16 protein-coding genes and 1 pseudogene are annotated in these 15,748 nt (G+C 36.6%); 10 read left to right on the top strand and 7 right to left on the bottom strand.

Going from position 1 to position 15,748, the window contains the following annotated elements:
• Positions 1 to 83: 83 nt before the first annotated feature.
• From rpe to O99_RS00915, 10 genes are all read left to right on the top strand, one after another.
• On the top strand, positions 84 to 758 hold the full coding sequence (gene rpe / locus O99_RS00960) for a ribulose-phosphate 3-epimerase (protein ID WP_035005751.1): 675 nt from the start codon (positions 84 to 86) through the stop codon (positions 756 to 758).
• Between the two features lie 9 nt (positions 759 to 767).
• Complete coding sequence (purB, locus tag O99_RS00955; RefSeq protein ID WP_035005750.1) at positions 768 to 2,069, top strand: adenylosuccinate lyase; 1,302 nt, start codon at positions 768 to 770, stop codon at positions 2,067 to 2,069.
• Positions 2,070 to 2,077: 8 nt separating this feature from the next.
• A complete protein-coding gene (locus tag O99_RS00950) occupies positions 2,078 to 2,626 on the top strand; it encodes an RBBP9/YdeN family alpha/beta hydrolase (RefSeq protein ID WP_035005748.1) in 549 nt (182 codons plus the stop codon).
• 143 nt (positions 2,627 to 2,769) lie between these two features.
• Complete coding sequence (gene purC / locus O99_RS00945) at positions 2,770 to 3,534, top strand: phosphoribosylaminoimidazolesuccinocarboxamide synthase (protein ID WP_035005747.1); 765 nt, start codon at positions 2,770 to 2,772, stop codon at positions 3,532 to 3,534.
• Positions 3,535 to 3,615: 81 nt separating this feature from the next.
• Positions 3,616 to 3,855 carry a phosphoribosylformylglycinamidine synthase subunit PurS gene (gene purS / locus O99_RS00940; protein ID WP_035005745.1) on the top strand — a complete coding sequence of 80 codons (240 nt, stop codon included), beginning with the start codon at positions 3,616 to 3,618 and terminating at the stop codon, positions 3,853 to 3,855.
• Between the two features lie 11 nt (positions 3,856 to 3,866).
• Positions 3,867 to 4,535 carry a phosphoribosylformylglycinamidine synthase subunit PurQ gene (gene purQ / locus O99_RS00935; RefSeq protein WP_035005744.1) on the top strand — a complete coding sequence of 223 codons (669 nt, stop codon included), beginning with the start codon at positions 3,867 to 3,869 and terminating at the stop codon, positions 4,533 to 4,535.
• A gap of 246 nt (positions 4,536 to 4,781) precedes the next feature.
• The gene (gene purL, locus O99_RS00930; protein WP_035005742.1) at positions 4,782 to 6,995 is read left to right on the top strand and encodes a phosphoribosylformylglycinamidine synthase subunit PurL; all 2,214 of its coding nucleotides are present in this window, start codon (positions 4,782 to 4,784) and stop codon (positions 6,993 to 6,995) included.
• Between the two features lie 63 nt (positions 6,996 to 7,058).
• Positions 7,059 to 7,292: a BolA/IbaG family iron-sulfur metabolism protein gene (locus O99_RS00925; protein ID WP_035005741.1), complete on the top strand. Its 234-nt coding sequence runs from the start codon at positions 7,059 to 7,061 to the stop codon at positions 7,290 to 7,292.
• Positions 7,293 to 7,391: 99 nt separating this feature from the next.
• A complete protein-coding gene (gene grxD / locus O99_RS00920) occupies positions 7,392 to 7,724 on the top strand; it encodes a Grx4 family monothiol glutaredoxin (protein WP_035005740.1) in 333 nt (110 codons plus the stop codon).
• 67 nt (positions 7,725 to 7,791) lie between these two features.
• Positions 7,792 to 9,045 carry a multidrug effflux MFS transporter gene (locus tag O99_RS00915; RefSeq protein ID WP_035005738.1) on the top strand — a complete coding sequence of 418 codons (1,254 nt, stop codon included), beginning with the start codon at positions 7,792 to 7,794 and terminating at the stop codon, positions 9,043 to 9,045.
• A gap of 89 nt (positions 9,046 to 9,134) precedes the next feature.
• Here O99_RS00915 and parC read toward each other — a convergent pair whose 3' ends face one another.
• The 7 genes and pseudogenes from parC to aspS form a co-directional block, all read right to left on the bottom strand.
• Entirely contained in the window at positions 9,135 to 11,384 is a 2,250-nt protein-coding gene (gene parC / locus O99_RS00910; RefSeq protein WP_035005737.1) for a DNA topoisomerase IV subunit A, read from the bottom strand.
• A gap of 17 nt (positions 11,385 to 11,401) precedes the next feature.
• Positions 11,402 to 11,623 carry a hypothetical protein gene (locus O99_RS00905; protein ID WP_035005736.1) on the bottom strand — a complete coding sequence of 74 codons (222 nt, stop codon included), beginning with the start codon at positions 11,621 to 11,623 and terminating at the stop codon, positions 11,402 to 11,404.
• Positions 11,624 to 11,641: 18 nt separating this feature from the next.
• On the bottom strand, positions 11,642 to 11,944 hold the full coding sequence (locus O99_RS00900) for a hypothetical protein (protein ID WP_035005734.1): 303 nt from the start codon (positions 11,942 to 11,944) through the stop codon (positions 11,642 to 11,644).
• 53 nt (positions 11,945 to 11,997) lie between these two features.
• Positions 11,998 to 13,135, bottom strand: a pseudogene (gene trbL, locus O99_RS00895) (P-type conjugative transfer protein TrbL).
• A 96-nt stretch (positions 13,136 to 13,231) separates the two neighbouring features.
• On the bottom strand, positions 13,232 to 13,411 hold the full coding sequence (locus O99_RS07005) for a hypothetical protein (protein ID WP_235692183.1): 180 nt from the start codon (positions 13,409 to 13,411) through the stop codon (positions 13,232 to 13,234).
• Between the two features lie 12 nt (positions 13,412 to 13,423).
• The gene (gene trbK, locus O99_RS00890; RefSeq protein ID WP_051668837.1) at positions 13,424 to 13,717 is read right to left on the bottom strand and encodes an entry exclusion lipoprotein TrbK; all 294 of its coding nucleotides are present in this window, start codon (positions 13,715 to 13,717) and stop codon (positions 13,424 to 13,426) included.
• Between the two features lie 237 nt (positions 13,718 to 13,954).
• Positions 13,955 to 15,745: an aspartate--tRNA ligase gene (gene aspS / locus O99_RS00885; RefSeq protein ID WP_035005731.1), complete on the bottom strand. Its 1,791-nt coding sequence runs from the start codon at positions 15,743 to 15,745 to the stop codon at positions 13,955 to 13,957.
• Between the last annotated feature and the right edge of the window lie 3 nt (positions 15,746 to 15,748).

Below are 15,748 nucleotides of genomic sequence, written 5' to 3'. Positions count from 1 at the left end.
CTTAATATCATATACGAACAATAAAAATGTATATTTTATCATATAAAATTACATGCTAAAAAAGATCAACTAAGGAGATCTTAATGTCCCGTTCCCATCTTATCGCCCCTTCACTCTTAGCTTCTGATTTTTCTAAACTCGGTCAAGAACTATCAGATGTTCTTGATGCTGGCGCAGATTGGATTCACCTTGATATTATGGATGGTCATTTTGTTCCTAATATCACCTTTGGGCCAGATGTTGTTAAAGCTTTACGTCCACAAACAAAAGCAGTCTTTGACGTTCACCTTATGATAAAACCTGTAGATCCTTATCTTGAATCTTTTGCAAAAGCGGGTTCAGATATTATAACTATTCATGCAGAATCAAGTACTCATCTTCATCGTTCATTACAAATGATCAAAGCAATGGGTAAAAAAGCGGGCATTGCAATAAATCCAAGCACATCAGAACATGTACTTGAATATTTGCTAGATCAATTAGATCTCATCCTTATCATGACAGTTAACCCTGGATTTGGTGGGCAAAATTTTATTCCAGACATGGAAGATAAAATAAAACGAGTAAAAAATATGATTGCTAATCGTCCCATCGACCTTGAAGTTGATGGTGGTATTACCATTGATACAATTGGAAAAACTGCAAAAGCAGGTGCAAATGTATTTGTAGCAGGCTCTGCAATTTATAAAAATGGTAACAAAGAGCTTTACAAAACACGTATTAATGCACTGCGCCAAGCTGCAATCCTCTCACAATAAGGAAAAATCATGATCACACGTTATTCTCGTCCTGAAATGGTAGCAATCTGGTCACCAGAAACAAAATATCGTATTTGGTTTGAAATTGAAGCACATGCTTGTGATGCAATGGCCCAGCTTGGTATTATTCCTAAAGAAGCAGCTAAAACCATCTGGGAAAAAGGTGCAATTGCCAAATTTGATGTGAATCGTATTAATGAAATTGAAGCAATTACTAAGCATGATGTTATAGCATTCTTAACTCATTTGGCTGAGTTTATTGGACCAGAAGCTCGTTTTATTCATCAGGGCATGACGTCATCAGATATATTAGATACAACACTCAATGTCCAATTGATGCGCGCTACTGATATTCTTCTACAAGATATAGACCATCTTCTTACTGCATTGAAAAAACGTGCTTTTGAACATAAAGATACAATTACTATTGGACGTAGTCATGGTATTCATGCTGAACCTACAACATTTGGAGTCAAATTTGCTTTCGCATACGCTGAATTTTCTCGTTGTCATAAACGTTTGCTCGCCGCGCGAGAAGAAATTTCTACCTGTGCTATCTCTGGAGCAGTTGGAACTTTCGCTAATATTGATCCACGTGTTGAAAAATATGTAGCAAAAGCATTAGGTATGCATAGTGAGACTATTTCTACTCAGGTTATACCACGTGATCGTCACGCCATGTTTTTTGCAACACTTGGTATTATCGCTTCATCTATTGAAAGATTAGCCATAGAAATACGCCATTTGCAACGAACAGAAGTTCTTGAAGTAGAAGAATATTTTTCCTCTGGTCAGAAAGGATCATCGGCAATGCCTCACAAACGTAATCCAGTTTTAACAGAAAATTTAACTGGATTAGCTCGTATGGTGCGCGCATTTGTAGTTCCTGCGATGGAAAATGTAGCACTTTGGCACGAACGTGATATTTCTCATTCATCTGTTGAGCGTTATATTGGCCCTGATGCTACTATTACACTCGATTTTGCTCTTGCCCGATTAACATCTGTAATTGAAAACTTAATTATTTATCCAGAAAATATGAAAAAAAATCTCAATAAATTTTGTGGCCTTATTTATTCACAGCGTGTACTTTTAGCACTTACACAAGCTGGTACTAGTCGTGAAAATGCGTACCAAATTGTACAACGTAATGCAATGAAAGTCTGGGAACAAGGGAAAGATTTTTTAGAAGAATTACTAAAAGATCAAGATATCTCAAAGATTTTAAGTGAAGCAGAACTTCGTGAAAAATTTGATCTTTCTTATCACACTAAACATGTTGATACAATTTTTAAACAAGTTTTTGGATAAAAAAGCTCATGAAAGCAAATCAACTCGATATTCTTATTATCCCCGGTTATAAAGGATCTGGTCCTGACCATTGGCAAACACGCTGGGAACAAAAATTATCTACGGCTCGCCGCGTACAACAAATCCAATGGTCAAAACCTATCCGCGAAGAATGGGTTAATGCTGTTGAAATTGCTATTGGACAGGCTAATAAACCTATTGCTATTATTGCTCATTCATTAGGAGTTCCAACAGCTATTCACGCAATTGCACATAATCCAGAAAAAATTCGTGGTGCTTTCTTTGTTGCTCCACCAGATGTAGAAAATGAAAAGATACGTCCCAAACATTTAATGACATTTGGTCCATATCATCGTAAAAATTTACCTTTTCCTTCAGTGGTTATAGCTAGCCATAACGATGAATTTTGCCAATTTTCAGTAGCAAAAAAACTTGCTCATGATTGGGGAGCACTTTTCGTTGATGCTGGACAGTCTGGTCATATTAATGCAGATTCTGGACATGGGCCTTGGCCAGAAGGATTAATAATTCTTTCTCACTTCTTTGCAAAACTCTAAGTCAATTATAAACTCTCTTTTACATACTTTAAATAATAAAAACTGTAGTAAATATCATAGCAATCATTGAGAATTCTTACTAATTAGGATAATGTTTTCCTTTATAGCAACATTTAACACCTCTAAACGAATAGAGAAATATGATGAATCGTCGCCACCGCATTTACGAAGGAAAGGCCAAAATCCTATACGAAGGGCCTGAACCAGGAACTTATATTCAATTTTTTAAAGATGATGCAACTGCGTTTAATGCAAAAAAGCATGAAATCATCGATGGCAAAGGAGTCTTAAATAACCGTATTTCAGAATATATTTTCACTCAGCTTAGTCGTTTAGGAATTCCAACACATTTTATTAAACGCATTAATATGCGCGAACAACTTATTAAAGCGGTTGAGATTATCCCATTAGAGGTTGTTGTACGTAATATCGTCGCAGGTTCCCTTTCTAAGCGTTTAGGATTAGAAGAAGGAACAGCTCTTCCACAATCTATCATTGAGTTTTACTATAAAAATGATGCTCTTGATGATCCAATGGTAACAGAAGAACATATCGTTGCTCTTGGGTGGGCTGCCTCACAAGAAGTAGAAGATATTATGCAGCTTTCATTTCGTATTAATGATTTTCTCTCTGGTTTATTTGCAGGCGTCGGTATCCAGTTAGTTGATTTTAAAGTGGAATTTGGTCGTTTATGGACAGGCGAAACAATGCGTGTTGTTCTCGCAGATGAAATTTCACCTGATTCTTCTCGCTTATGGGATATTCAAACAAAAGAAAAACTTGATAAAGATCGTTTTCGACGTGATATGGGTGGACTTATTGATGCCTATCAAGATGTTGCAAGACGTCTTGGTATCATGAATGAAAATGAACCTCCACGACCTAGTGGTCCAGTTTTAGTCAAATAAAAAGAAAAATAGTGCAATCTCAACTTACTTAACAAAAATACTATTCTTCAAAAAAGAGTTATTTAAATAATAGGAAAAAAAATGAAGGCACGTGTCACAGTTACTTTAAAAAACAGCGTCCTCGATCCACAAGGGGAAGCAATAGTTAATGCCTTAAATAGCTTAGCCTTTACAAATATTCAATCTATCCGCCAAGGGAAAGTTTTTGACATTATCCTTAATGATATGCCTATTGAATCTGCAAAACAAACACTTGAACAAATGTGTGAACAATTGCTTGCGAATACTGTTATTGAAAATTATACAATAGAACTTCTTTAAGTGAATTAGCCATGAAAACTGCTATCATTCAATTACCCGGATTAAATCGTGATCAAGATATGATTGCAGCATTGTATGACATAACAGGTGTTCAGCCATTAAAAATTTGGCAAACAGAAACAACAATTCCCAATGTGGATATGATTGTTATTCCTGGTGGTTTTTCCTATGGTGATTATTTAAGATGTGGTGCTATTGGAGCAAGAACACCAGTATTACGAGCTGTTTGCGAAAAAGCACAACAAGGTGTAGCAATTATAGGAATATGTAACGGTTTTCAAATTTTGTTAGAAGCAGGATTATTGCCAGGTGCTCTGATGCGTAACACTTCATTGAAATTTGTTTGCCGTGAAGTAAAACTTGAAGTAACCAATGCTGAAACGAAATTTTCTCGACTTTATAAAAAAGGGCAAATTATTCGCTGCCCTGTTGCTCATCATGATGGTAATTACTTTGTTGATAATGATGTATTGAAACAAATGGAAGATAACAAACAGATTGTTTTCCGCTATGCAAAAGGTGAAAACCCTAATGGTTCAATAAATGATATAGCTGGCATTATCAATAAAGTTGGTAATGTGCTTGGTATGATGCCTCATCCTGAAAACTTTATTGAAGCAGCACATGGTGGCACTGATGGGCGCTTACTTTTTCAAAGTGTTTTAGAATTAGTACTATGATCACAAAAAAATATTTTTTGGAATTCTCAAATATTTTCGCATTAACTTTCTATACAGAATAGCTAGTAATACAAAAATATATAAAGTAAATTTTATCAGTTATGTTTCCTCACCCATCATAATAAAATATATTATTCTATATACACATTGTTGTTGATCTAAAAATAAAAAAATTAATAATCCAGATTACTGGATTAAAGACAGTAATAAATATTAATTTTGATTAATTTAACGGAATGAAAACTAATGACTCTTTGCAATGATATTGCCATTACACCAGAATTAATTGCAAACCATGGCTTAAAAACTGATGAGTATCAACGTATTTTGGAGTTAATTGGTAGAGAACCAACATTTACAGAGCTTGGAATTTTTTCTGCTATGTGGAATGAGCATTGTTCTTATAAGTCATCGAAAAAATGGCTCAAAACCTTACCAACAAAAGGGAAATGTGTCATTCAAGGTCCTGGAGAAAATGCAGGAGTCATTGACATTGGTAATGGCGAATGCGTTGTTTTTAAAATGGAAAGTCATAACCACCCTTCTTATATTGAACCTTATCAAGGTGCTGCAACAGGTGTTGGGGGCATTCTGCGTGATGTTTTTACGATGGGTGCTCGCCCTATTGCGACTATGAATGCATTACGATTTGGCTCTCCTGACCATCCTCGAACACGTCATCTTGTTTCTGGTGTTGTTTCTGGAATTGGTGGTTACAGTAATGCTTTTGGTGTACCCACTGTTGGTGGAGAAGTTAATTTTGATAAACGCTACAATGGTAATATCCTTGTTAACGCCTTTGCAGCTGGTATTGCAAAAATAGATTCTATTTTTTATTCCAAAGCGCAAGGTATAGGACTTCCCGTTGTTTATCTTGGTGCTAAAACGGGTCGTGATGGTGTTGGGGGAGCAACAATGGCTTCCGCCGAATTTGATAATACAATTGATGAAAAACGCCCAACTGTTCAAGTAGGTGATCCTTTTACTGAAAAATGCCTTCTTGAAGCTTGTTTAGAATTAATGGCATTAGGAGCTGTTATTGCTATTCAAGATATGGGAGCGGCAGGGCTGACTTCTTCTGCAGTGGAAATGGGAGCAAAAGGAGATCTAGGTATAGAACTTAATCTTGATCAAGTACCAGTTCGTGAAGATAATATGACGGCCTATGAAATGATGCTTTCTGAAAGCCAAGAGCGTATGCTTATGGTACTTAAGCCAGAATTAGAAGAACAAGCTGCAGAAATTTTTCACAAATGGGGACTTCATTTCTCTGTTATCGGAAAGACTACTGATGATTTACGTTTCCGTGTACTACATCAAGAAAAAGAAGTAGCAAACCTCCCAATCAAAGAACTGGGTAATGAAGCACCTATCTATGATCGTCCTTGGACAGAACCCTTAAAAAAGCCTACTCTAAAAGTAGAAGAAGTTGAAAAAGTTGATAATCTTGGTAACGTACTTCTTACACTTTTGAATTCTGCGAATCAAAGCTCACGACGCTGGGTTTATGAACAATATGATACCCTGATCCAAGGGAACAGTCTTGTTAGACCAGGAGGTGACGCGGGTGTTATTCGTGTAAGCAATAATGATAAACGTGCTCTTGCTTTTTCTACTGATGTAACACCACGCTATTGCGAAGCTGATCCCTATGAAGGGGGAAAGCAAGCCGTTGCAGAATGCTGGCGCAATATAAGTACCACAGGTGCAATACCACTTGCAGCTACAGATAATCTCAATTTTGGTAATCCTGAAAAACCTGAAATTATGGGGCAGCTTGTTTTAGCACTCAAAGGTATAGGTGAAGCCTGCAAAATACTTGATTTTCCAATCGTTTCAGGAAATGTCTCTCTTTATAATGAAACTAATGGAAAGGCAATTCTTCCTACACCAACAATAGCTGGTGTTGGGCTCCTTGATGATTGGTCAAAAATGGCTACGATCAATGGTATGCAGAATGAAGATATTATTGTTTTAGTTGGTTCTTGCGGATCACATCTAGGCCAATCAGTCTATATGCATAATATTTTAAATATTGAGGCAGGAGCTCCACCTTGTGTCGATTTACATCTTGAAAAAAAACATGGTGAATTTGTTCGTAATGTTATCCATAGTGGTTTTGTTCATGCCGCTCATGATATCTCTGATGGAGGCTTAGCCATCGCTCTTGCGGAAATGGTAATTAAAGCAGATAAAGGAATCAAAGTAGAATTAAGTAATCAAACACCACATCATGCTGAACTTTTTGGTGAAGATCAAGGACGTTACCTTTTAGCAGTCAAGCCTGATGCACTAGATAATCTTAAAATGCTTGCACAAACAAATACAATTCCCTTAATAGAGCTTGGTACAGTTGAAGATGATACACTTGATATAAAAGATGTATTCACACTTTCAATAACTGAACTTACACAGGCTTATGAAAATTGGTTTCCAAAATTTATGGACAAAGGTAAATAATATTCACTTCTACTAATTATAGATTAATTCTCATAAAAAATAGACAAATCGAGGAGAATGTCCATGGCAATGAGTGCAGATGAAATTGAAGCCCTTATTCGTGAAAGCATTCCTAATGCAAAAATAACAATTCGTGATCTTGCTGGAGATGGCGAACATTACGCAGCTGAAGTTATTTCAGAAAATTTTCGAGGAAAAAGCCGTGTTCAACAGCATAAAATGGTCTATGATGCTCTTAAAGGAAATATGGGAAACGTTCTTCATGCTTTAAGTCTGCAAACAAGTGTTCCTAAATAATCTCAAAATTTTCTCTTGCATTCATTCTGTGAATACGATTAAAAAATGACATGGGTATAAATGTGTGTTTTTCTAAATCCACAATCTTGAGGAATGATAATGACTACTGTTCATAATTTTATTGATAATGAAATTAAAACAAACGAAGTTGTTTTATTCATGAAAGGGACCCCTAGTTCTCCTCAATGTGGATTTTCTGGACAAGTTGTTCAAATTCTTAACTATTTAGGGGTAAATTATAAAGGAGTTAATATTTTAACTTCTAATGAATTACGTCAAGGAATAAAAGATTATTCAAATTGGCCAACAATTCCACAACTCTATATTAAAGGTGAATTTATTGGTGGTTGTGATATTGTCAAAGAAATGTTTCAAAACAATGAGTTACAAGAACTTTTGAAAAAGAGAAGCATAACTTTTACCAAATCGTAAATATCTCTAATTTATTCGGATTCTTTTAAGTATTGTTCAGTCGCAATTTTTTATTTTAAGGATACATATGTCATATTCTGCCGACGAACAAAAGCACATAGATACAATTAAAAAAAAAATTGGATATAAAGAATTCGTTATCCTCATTGCAGCACTTATGGCAATCAACTCGATAGCAATTGATATCATGCTGCCCGCTATGCCTGATATTTTAAACAGCTTGCATGCTACTCATGAAAATGACCAGCATTATATCATTTCTTGTTATCTTATTAGCTATGGTGCTACGCAAATATTTTTTGGCCCAATAAGTGATCGTTATGGACGGCATAAACTCACCCTTATAGGCCTTGCTTGTTACTCATTTGCAGCAATTGGATGTATATTTGTATCCAGTTTTCACATATTACTTATTCTACGTATCTTGCAAGGTGTTGGAGGAGCAGCCATGCGTGTGCTCACAATATCCATTATACGCGACCTCTACGATGGTCGAAAAATGGCAGAAGTCATGTCCATAGTCATGATGATTTTTCTTCTTGCAACAATGATTGGGCCAGCAATAGGGCAAATTATTTTGTTATTTGGACAATGGCAATTAATTTTTATATTCATGGCAATTGTTGGTTTTGGATTGATGATTTGGATTCAAATACGCTTGCCTGAAACCCTTTATACACCACGATCTCTTTCTTTTTCTTCCGTCAAAAATAACTTACGGCTTATCATTACTAACCGCTCAACACTTTGCTATACACTCGCAACTTCTATTATTTTAGGTTGCATTTTTACTGCTATTAATACATCGCAACAAGTTTATGAAGGAATCTATAATTTAGGCATGTGGTTTCCTGCTGCCTTTGCTCTTGGCGCTGCATTTCAAGCTGTATCATCTTTCCTCAATTCTCGTCTCGTTGGGCACTTTGGAATGCGACGGATTTCTCATACAATGCTTCTACTGTTTGCTAGTATTTCATGTATTTGGTTTTTTGGGTCAGTTTTAAAAGACGGCGTTATATCTTTTCCATTCTTTATGATATTATACTGTATGTTAATGTTTACATGTGGTGGTATTATGGCTAATTTTAATACACTTGCCCTTGAACCTCTAGGAAAAATCGCTGGAACTGCGTCTTCTGTATCTGGTTTTCTTCAAACATCCATTGGTACAGGCCTTGGCTTTTTCATAGCACAATGCTTTGATGAAACAACAATTCCTAATTCAGCAGGATTTTTCTTTCTCAGTCTCACAGCTATTCTTCTTGTCTTGTGGGCTGAACATGGGCGTTTTTTTACGCAACATAATTCTGAATCAATCTAGTTAATAAAATAAAGTTTTTTGCTATAATAAAATCTTTAATATTTTTTACGACACTTTTATAAGCAAGCAATCAAACACACTACATCGTACTAACTAAAAAATTTACCTGATTTTGGAAATCCCTTCGGAACTAAACGCCCGGTTCCCGCGCGCGTTCCCATCCACTCAACGAGTTCATTAGCCTGGCGATTAAAACTACGCTCAGCTGTATCTTGCCAACTCAAACCTTCTGATAAAGTAAAAGTTTTGGCATCGACAATACCACCATCTTTATAACGTTGTAAGCGAACACCCTTACCACGACTCATTTCTGGTATTTGTTCAATAGAAAAAATAAGCATTTTTCGATTTTCTCCAACTATTGCAATGTAATCGCCTTCTACTGGAATGCAAAGCTTCAAACTATCAAGAGATTTTACATTCATCACTTGCTTTCCTTTTCGTGTATTAGCAATAATATCAGTTTCAGAAACAATAAAGCCATTGCCATAGGATGAAATTAAAAGTCTTTTGCCCTGCACATTGTGTACAAAAGCTGTGAGAATATCGTGCTCATTATTCATATCTACTAAAATACGAATTGGTTCGCCATGACCTCTTCCTCCAGGCAAAGTATTGGCACTAATAGTAAAAAACTTTCCGCCAGTGCTTATCACTATGATTTTATCTGTAGTGAATGCTGGAAATGCTAGCTTCAAACCATCGCCTTCTTTGAAAGAAAGAGTTTTATAATCGTTCAAATGGCCCTTTAAAGCACGCACCCAACCTTTTTCGGAAATAACAATAGTAACGGGTTCTTTTTCAATCATCGCTTGATGAATATCATTTTCATCATGCCTTGGTGCATCTTCAAATGTTGTACGCCTTTTTCCCAAGAAAGTTTCAGGACCAAAAATTTTACGAACTCTTGTAATCTCCTCAGCAATAACTTTCCATTGCTTGATGTTGGAATTTAATAAATTCTGTAATTTTTCCTTTTCAATCTTAAGAGAATCAAACTCTTTACGAAGTTGAAATTCTTCAAGCTTACGCAAAGAACGCAATCGCATATTTAAAATAGATTCAGCCTGATTCTCGGTTAATTTAAAGCGCAAAATCAATTCTTTTTTCGGTTCATCATGTTCACGAATGATTTGTATCACCTCATTAAGATTCAAATATGCAATAAGATACCCCTGCAGAATCTCTAATCGACAATCAATTTCATTCAGTCGATAATTTGAACGGCGAATAAGCACTTCTTTACGATGTTGAAGCCACTGCTGCAAACTCTCACGTAAAGAAAGGACATTAGGCACTTTTCCTAAAGTTAATACATTAAGATTAAGAGGAAACCTCACTTCAAAATCCGTTAACTTAAAAAGTGACTCCATCAAAAGTTCTGGATCAATTGTGCGATTTTTTGGAACTAGTACAATCCGAATATCTTCTGCTGATTCATCATGAATATCTTCAAGCATCGGTAACCGCCGAGCAAGCAATAACTCTGCTGTTTTTTCAATAAGGCGTGATTTTTGTACTTGATATGGAATTTCTGTAACAACAATCACATAAGAACCTCGATTCCCCTCTTCTTGATGCCAACGTGAACGCAATCGAAATAATCCACGCCCTGTACGATAAGAATCCTCAATACTTTTTTTAGGTTCAACCAAAATACCGCCTGTTGGAAAATCAGGCCCAAGCACAAATTGACTTAAATCTTTATGATCTGCATGGGGATTAGCAATCAAATATAATGCGGCATCACAAAGTTCTGCAACGTTATGTGGCGGAATAGACGTTGCCATACCAACAGCAATACCTGCTGAACCATTAGCTAAAAGATTAGGAAACGCTCCTGGTAAAACGATAGGCTCTTCATCTTCTTCATTATAGGTTAAACGAAAATCAATCGCATTTTCATTAATTCCTTCAAGAAGTAATATTGCCACTTCAGTCATACGTGCTTCTGTATAACGCATGGCTGCAGCATTATCTCCATCAATATTACCAAAATTACCCTGTCCATCAATTAATGGATAGCGAACAGAAAAGCTCTGAGCTAAACGTACCAATGCGTCATAAATAGATGCATCGCCATGAGGATGAAATTTTCCCATTACATCACCTACAATCCGGGCACACTTAGCATAAGCTTGTCCAGGATTAAGTCTGAGTAAGCGCATCGCATGGATAATACGTCGATGAACAGGCTTTAACCCATCACGTACATCAGGCAAAGCACGGTGTGTAATAGTAGAAAGTGCATAAGCCAAATAGCGTTCTTGCAAAGCAGATCGCAATTCTATTGGCTCAATATGCTCCTTATCAAAGGATCGAATCATCTCATCAGACATAATGTAAGGTAGCAATTTTAAAAATAAGGAACAAGTCTTCTATAAAACCGCTCAAATTTGCTATTAGCATAGCGTAACAAATCATCACCAATGAAATTGCGTTCTGTATCAGTAATTAATAATATATCATCACTGCGGCCAATACTGCGTAAATTATTAGAAAAATCCAGTTGCACATTATTCAATGTTTGAAATAATAATGTCTTTTCTATTTCTTTTTTATATCCATCTTTTATCAAAAAAAATTCTTCAAATTATTAGAAATGGTGACCTCCTATCACAACGCCTTTATCTAGCCAGTCTGAACCATATTCTTCATCTGCACTCTTGGTAGAAAAACCCATATCACGAATAAACTGTGCACCACGCCATTTTCTAAGACATAAAAGAGAGTGCGCTGGATACTCAATCATTGCTAACCACTCCCATTTTGTTTGGCCGTCATTAGCTTTTTCTGCTGCTTCTGCTTCAAGTATATAAATACAATTTTGAGATAACCCACTTGCTTGCAATTTTTTGCGTTCAGCATCAGTTATATAACTCTTAGGCATTTTTTTCATAAGAAACTCCTTATGTTATATATTCCTAATTTTTAATTTAAAAAATTTTATTTTTAGCTAAATGCTGCAACTTCGTCGTTTATATCAGCTTTGCTCAAGCTATTTTCCCAGAATTGATTTTCTTGGCTCTCTTCTTTGGGCTCCATGCTTTCACGGATAGATTGAGCGATTTTTCCACCTGTCGTCTCTTTAATTCGTTCTTGTAATCCTTTTTTTATTTGTGAGCCAATGCCTTTGGCCAATTCTGAAGTGGTTCCTGTGGCCAATTTAGCGGCTTGAACCACTGTGTCAAAACCTCTAATATTTGAAGAACTATCCATATTGGCATAACCGGCAGCTTGGGCATATAGTGAACTGCTCATGGTGGCCACTTCCTGACCCTTATCACTGTTTTTGCTTTGTTTAAGTACATCACCAATTCTTGGCGTATCATTACTAAAATTCATAGAAGATGCTGCTTTTTGGTATGCGGCTTTAAGAGCAGACACACCACCAGCTACTTCGGAAACAGCTCCTGCTACCGCTTTACCGGTCATCACTGCCCCTGTGGCTGCTGCCGCAGTGGCGCTTATTGCTGTGCCGACACCCACTGTGTTACCGATTGCACCTAAATTGGCACCTGTCATAATTCCAGAAATCATTAGAGGAACCTTATTGACTAAGGATAACAAGATTAAAGAAATAACCAATATAACAGCCAATTCTTGCAAAGATATGCCTTTACTTATTTGTGTATAATAGTGATTAAGAAAAGTCTGGCCAATTGCAATCAATAGTATCATTGACATGAATTGAACAGCAATGCTCAACACTGTTTTGTAGTAGTTGATAGCTATATCAGAAGTCCAACGGCTTCCACCAAAACCGAGAAAAAACACCAGCATATAGTAGAATCCAAGCTGACACCATGACAAGAAGTAGATTGATCGCAACTAATGCTACAATAATCAAAATGCTAGCAGCCAATAAAAAAGCACCCAATGAACTAAATGGACTCATCCATGAAACATTCAATATAGTATTATGAAATATCTGAAATCCTACATCAATAACGCTGGATAGTGTAAAGGCTTTCATATGTAAGTTACTTGCTTGAGCGCCTAGAGTTTGTAATGATTTTATTATAGTGCCTGCAATGTTCATGCCAATAGAGGCATTTGTCAAAAGCCACCAATAAAAACCAATGAACATGGTGAAACGAACAAATTCTGCAAAAAATTCACCAATGTTGGCTTTTCACAAAGCCATCATGCCAAATGTCCAGACCATTGAAATCGTAGTTAATGCCTAAAATAACCGAGATGCTGCCGCTATAACTACTACTTCCCATGTAGAAGCTGCGTTATGAAAACGATTCAATACGTCATCCATTATTCCATTACTGGTAAGCTGTTCCGCCATTGCTGAATCAACAAATATTACTGTTCCAACTGTTATTAAGAGACCTAAAGTAAGTTTATATCTCATACTAATCACTTACTAATCACTTATTGTTTCATAATCATAATCTGTTGTTCCAAAATCATAGTCGAGCCAATTTTTTGGAGCACTTGGTACAAACTTCCATTCAGTCCGACGGCGATGTTCATTGAATGCATCACATTCTGCTTTAAAAGCATCTCGATTCCTGTTACTTTGAAGACTATTATATGCTTTTTCAAATGCTTCTGGTGCACAGTTTTCTGCGTTTGGGTATGGCCTTTCTTCTCCGCATCCTGTTAATGCTATTGCTGTTAATATTGTCATGATTAGAATGAGTAAATTTGATTTCATTTTATTCCCCTCTAAAATCTACGCTTCCTCAATCTTTTGGAAAACTTGGTACAAACTCCTAGGTAGTCTATTGTTTTACTCTAGTATCAGTACGTGCTTTTTCATCCAGTTCAGCTGCCATTTTCACCGTTTGAGCTATTTGTTGAGCAGTTAATAGGGCACGGGTTTGTAAAAGTTGGTTAGATTATAGATATTTTTATCCAAAGTTACATACATAAATAGTGTAATTCAGCTCCCTTACTTATTTTTAACTGTTGGGGTAATTCGAATTCCTAGATCACTTAACTGCACAGCAGACACATCGGATGGAGCACTCATTAAAAGATCAAGCGCTTGCTGATTCATTGGAAATAAAGAAACTTCGCGTAAATTTTTTACACCTTGCAAAAGCATAACGATGCGATCAACACCTGCTGCCATACCGCCATGTGGTGGCGCACCATAATGAAATGCACGATAAAGACCACCAAAGCGCTCTTCTACAACCTCTTGAGAAAGGCCTGCAAGATTAAAAACTTTAAGCATCATTTCCGGTGAATGATTACGAATTCCACCTGATGCAATTTCATAACCATTGCAAACAAGATCATACTGAAAAGCTTTCAAAGAAAGAGGATCTTGAGAATCAAGAGCATTTTTTCCACCTTGAGGCATTGAAAAAGGATTATGCGCAAAATCAAGTTTTTTTTCGTCTTCATTCCATTCAAAAAATGGAAAGTCAATAATCCAAGCAAAAGAAAAACATTCTCGATCAATAAGCCCCAATTCCTCTCCTATCCGTGTACGTGCTGCTCCAGAAAAAGATGCAAATTTCTTTGGATCTCCTGCAACAAAAAAACAAGCATCACCACTTTCAAGTCCAAGTTGCACACGAATAGCTTCGGATCTTTGCTCACCAATGTTTTTAGCAATAGGGCCGGCTCCTTCAAAATTTCCATTTTCTTCACGCCAAAAAATGTAACCAAGACCTGGTTGTCCCTCACCCTGAGCCCATGCATTCATGCGGTCACAAAAAGCACGGCTACCTCCATTTTTTGCAGGAATAGCCCAAATACATGCATTCTGATCACTCGCTAAAATCTGAGAGAAAACCTTAAAACCAGAATCCCGGAAATGCTGAGAAACATCTTCCATAATAATTGGATTACGCAAATCAGGTTTATCTGAACCATACTTCTGCATTGCTTCATCATATGAAATACGAGGAAAATTTTGCGTTACAGATTTCCCATCTGCAAATTCCTCAAAAATAGAGCGTATAATTGGCTCCATAGTTACAAGAATATCTTCCTGTTCAACAAAACTCATTTCAATATCTAATTGGTAAAACTCACCTGGTAAACGATCTGCTCGTGGATCTTCATCTCTAAAACATGGAGCTATTTGAAAATAACGATCAAAACCAGACATCATCAACAACTGCTTATATTGTTGAGGTGCCTGAGGTAATGCATAAAATTTTCCCTGATGAATACGGCTTGGAACCAAAAAATCACGTGCTCCTTCTGGAGATGAAGCTGTTAAAATTGGTGTAGTAAATTCTGTAAAAGCACAATCTTGCATATGCCGCCTTATGGAAGCAATAATCTCAGTACGACGCATTATATTTTTGTGCATAGTCTCTCGACGTAAATCAAGAAAACGATACTTTAGTCGAATATCCTCAGGATAATCAGGCTCGCCAAAAACTGGTAAAGGAAGTTCATCAGCTTTTGAAAGAATTTCAACCTCTTTCGCAAAAATTTCAATTTCACCCGTTGGGAGAGCTGCATTAATAACTTCATCAGCACGAGCACGTACTTCTCCATCTACACGAATGACCCATTCAGAACGCACCTTTTCTATAATTGTAAATGCTGGTGAATTAGGATCAACAACAATTTGTGTAATTCCAAAATGATCTCGTAGATCAATAAAAAGAATTCCACCATGATCACGGACACGATGAACCCACCCAGAAAGGCGAACCTGCCTTCCCATATCGCATTTACGAAGAGCAGCGCAATTATGACTGCGGTAACGGTGCATATT

This window comes from Bartonella rochalimae ATCC BAA-1498, assembly GCF_000706645.1.
Taxonomy (GTDB): domain Bacteria; phylum Pseudomonadota; class Alphaproteobacteria; order Rhizobiales; family Rhizobiaceae; genus Bartonella; species Bartonella rochalimae.
The sequence above is the reverse complement of the archived record's forward strand: the minus strand, read 5'-3'. Positions and strand labels throughout refer to the sequence as shown.

Excerpts from the sequence above, each read along its gene's own strand:
- rpe (WP_035005751.1), top strand. The coding sequence starts at position 84 with ATGTCCCGTTCCCATCTTATCGCCCCTTCACTCTTAGCTTCTGATTTT.
- purB (WP_035005750.1), top strand. The coding sequence starts at position 768 with ATGATCACACGTTATTCTCGTCCTGAAATGGTAGCAATCTGGTCACCA.
- O99_RS00950 (WP_035005748.1), top strand. The coding sequence starts at position 2,078 with ATGAAAGCAAATCAACTCGATATTCTTATTATCCCCGGTTATAAAGGA.
- purC (WP_035005747.1), top strand. The coding sequence starts at position 2,770 with ATGAATCGTCGCCACCGCATTTACGAAGGAAAGGCCAAAATCCTATAC.
- purS (WP_035005745.1), top strand. The coding sequence starts at position 3,616 with ATGAAGGCACGTGTCACAGTTACTTTAAAAAACAGCGTCCTCGATCCA.
- purQ (WP_035005744.1), top strand. The coding sequence starts at position 3,867 with ATGAAAACTGCTATCATTCAATTACCCGGATTAAATCGTGATCAAGAT.
- purL (WP_035005742.1), top strand. The coding sequence starts at position 4,782 with ATGACTCTTTGCAATGATATTGCCATTACACCAGAATTAATTGCAAAC.
- O99_RS00925 (WP_035005741.1), top strand. The coding sequence starts at position 7,059 with ATGGCAATGAGTGCAGATGAAATTGAAGCCCTTATTCGTGAAAGCATT.
- grxD (WP_035005740.1), top strand. The coding sequence starts at position 7,392 with ATGACTACTGTTCATAATTTTATTGATAATGAAATTAAAACAAACGAA.
- O99_RS00915 (WP_035005738.1), top strand. The coding sequence starts at position 7,792 with ATGTCATATTCTGCCGACGAACAAAAGCACATAGATACAATTAAAAAA.
- parC (WP_035005737.1), bottom strand. The coding sequence starts at position 11,384 with ATGTCTGATGAGATGATTCGATCCTTTGATAAGGAGCATATTGAGCCA.
- O99_RS00900 (WP_035005734.1), bottom strand. The coding sequence starts at position 11,944 with ATGAAAAAAATGCCTAAGAGTTATATAACTGATGCTGAACGCAAAAAA.
- O99_RS07005 (WP_235692183.1), bottom strand. The coding sequence starts at position 13,411 with ATGAGATATAAACTTACTTTAGGTCTCTTAATAACAGTTGGAACAGTA.
- trbK (WP_051668837.1), bottom strand. The coding sequence starts at position 13,717 with ATGAAATCAAATTTACTCATTCTAATCATGACAATATTAACAGCAATA.
- aspS (WP_035005731.1), bottom strand. The coding sequence starts at position 15,745 with ATGCACCGTTACCGCAGTCATAATTGCGCTGCTCTTCGTAAATGCGAT.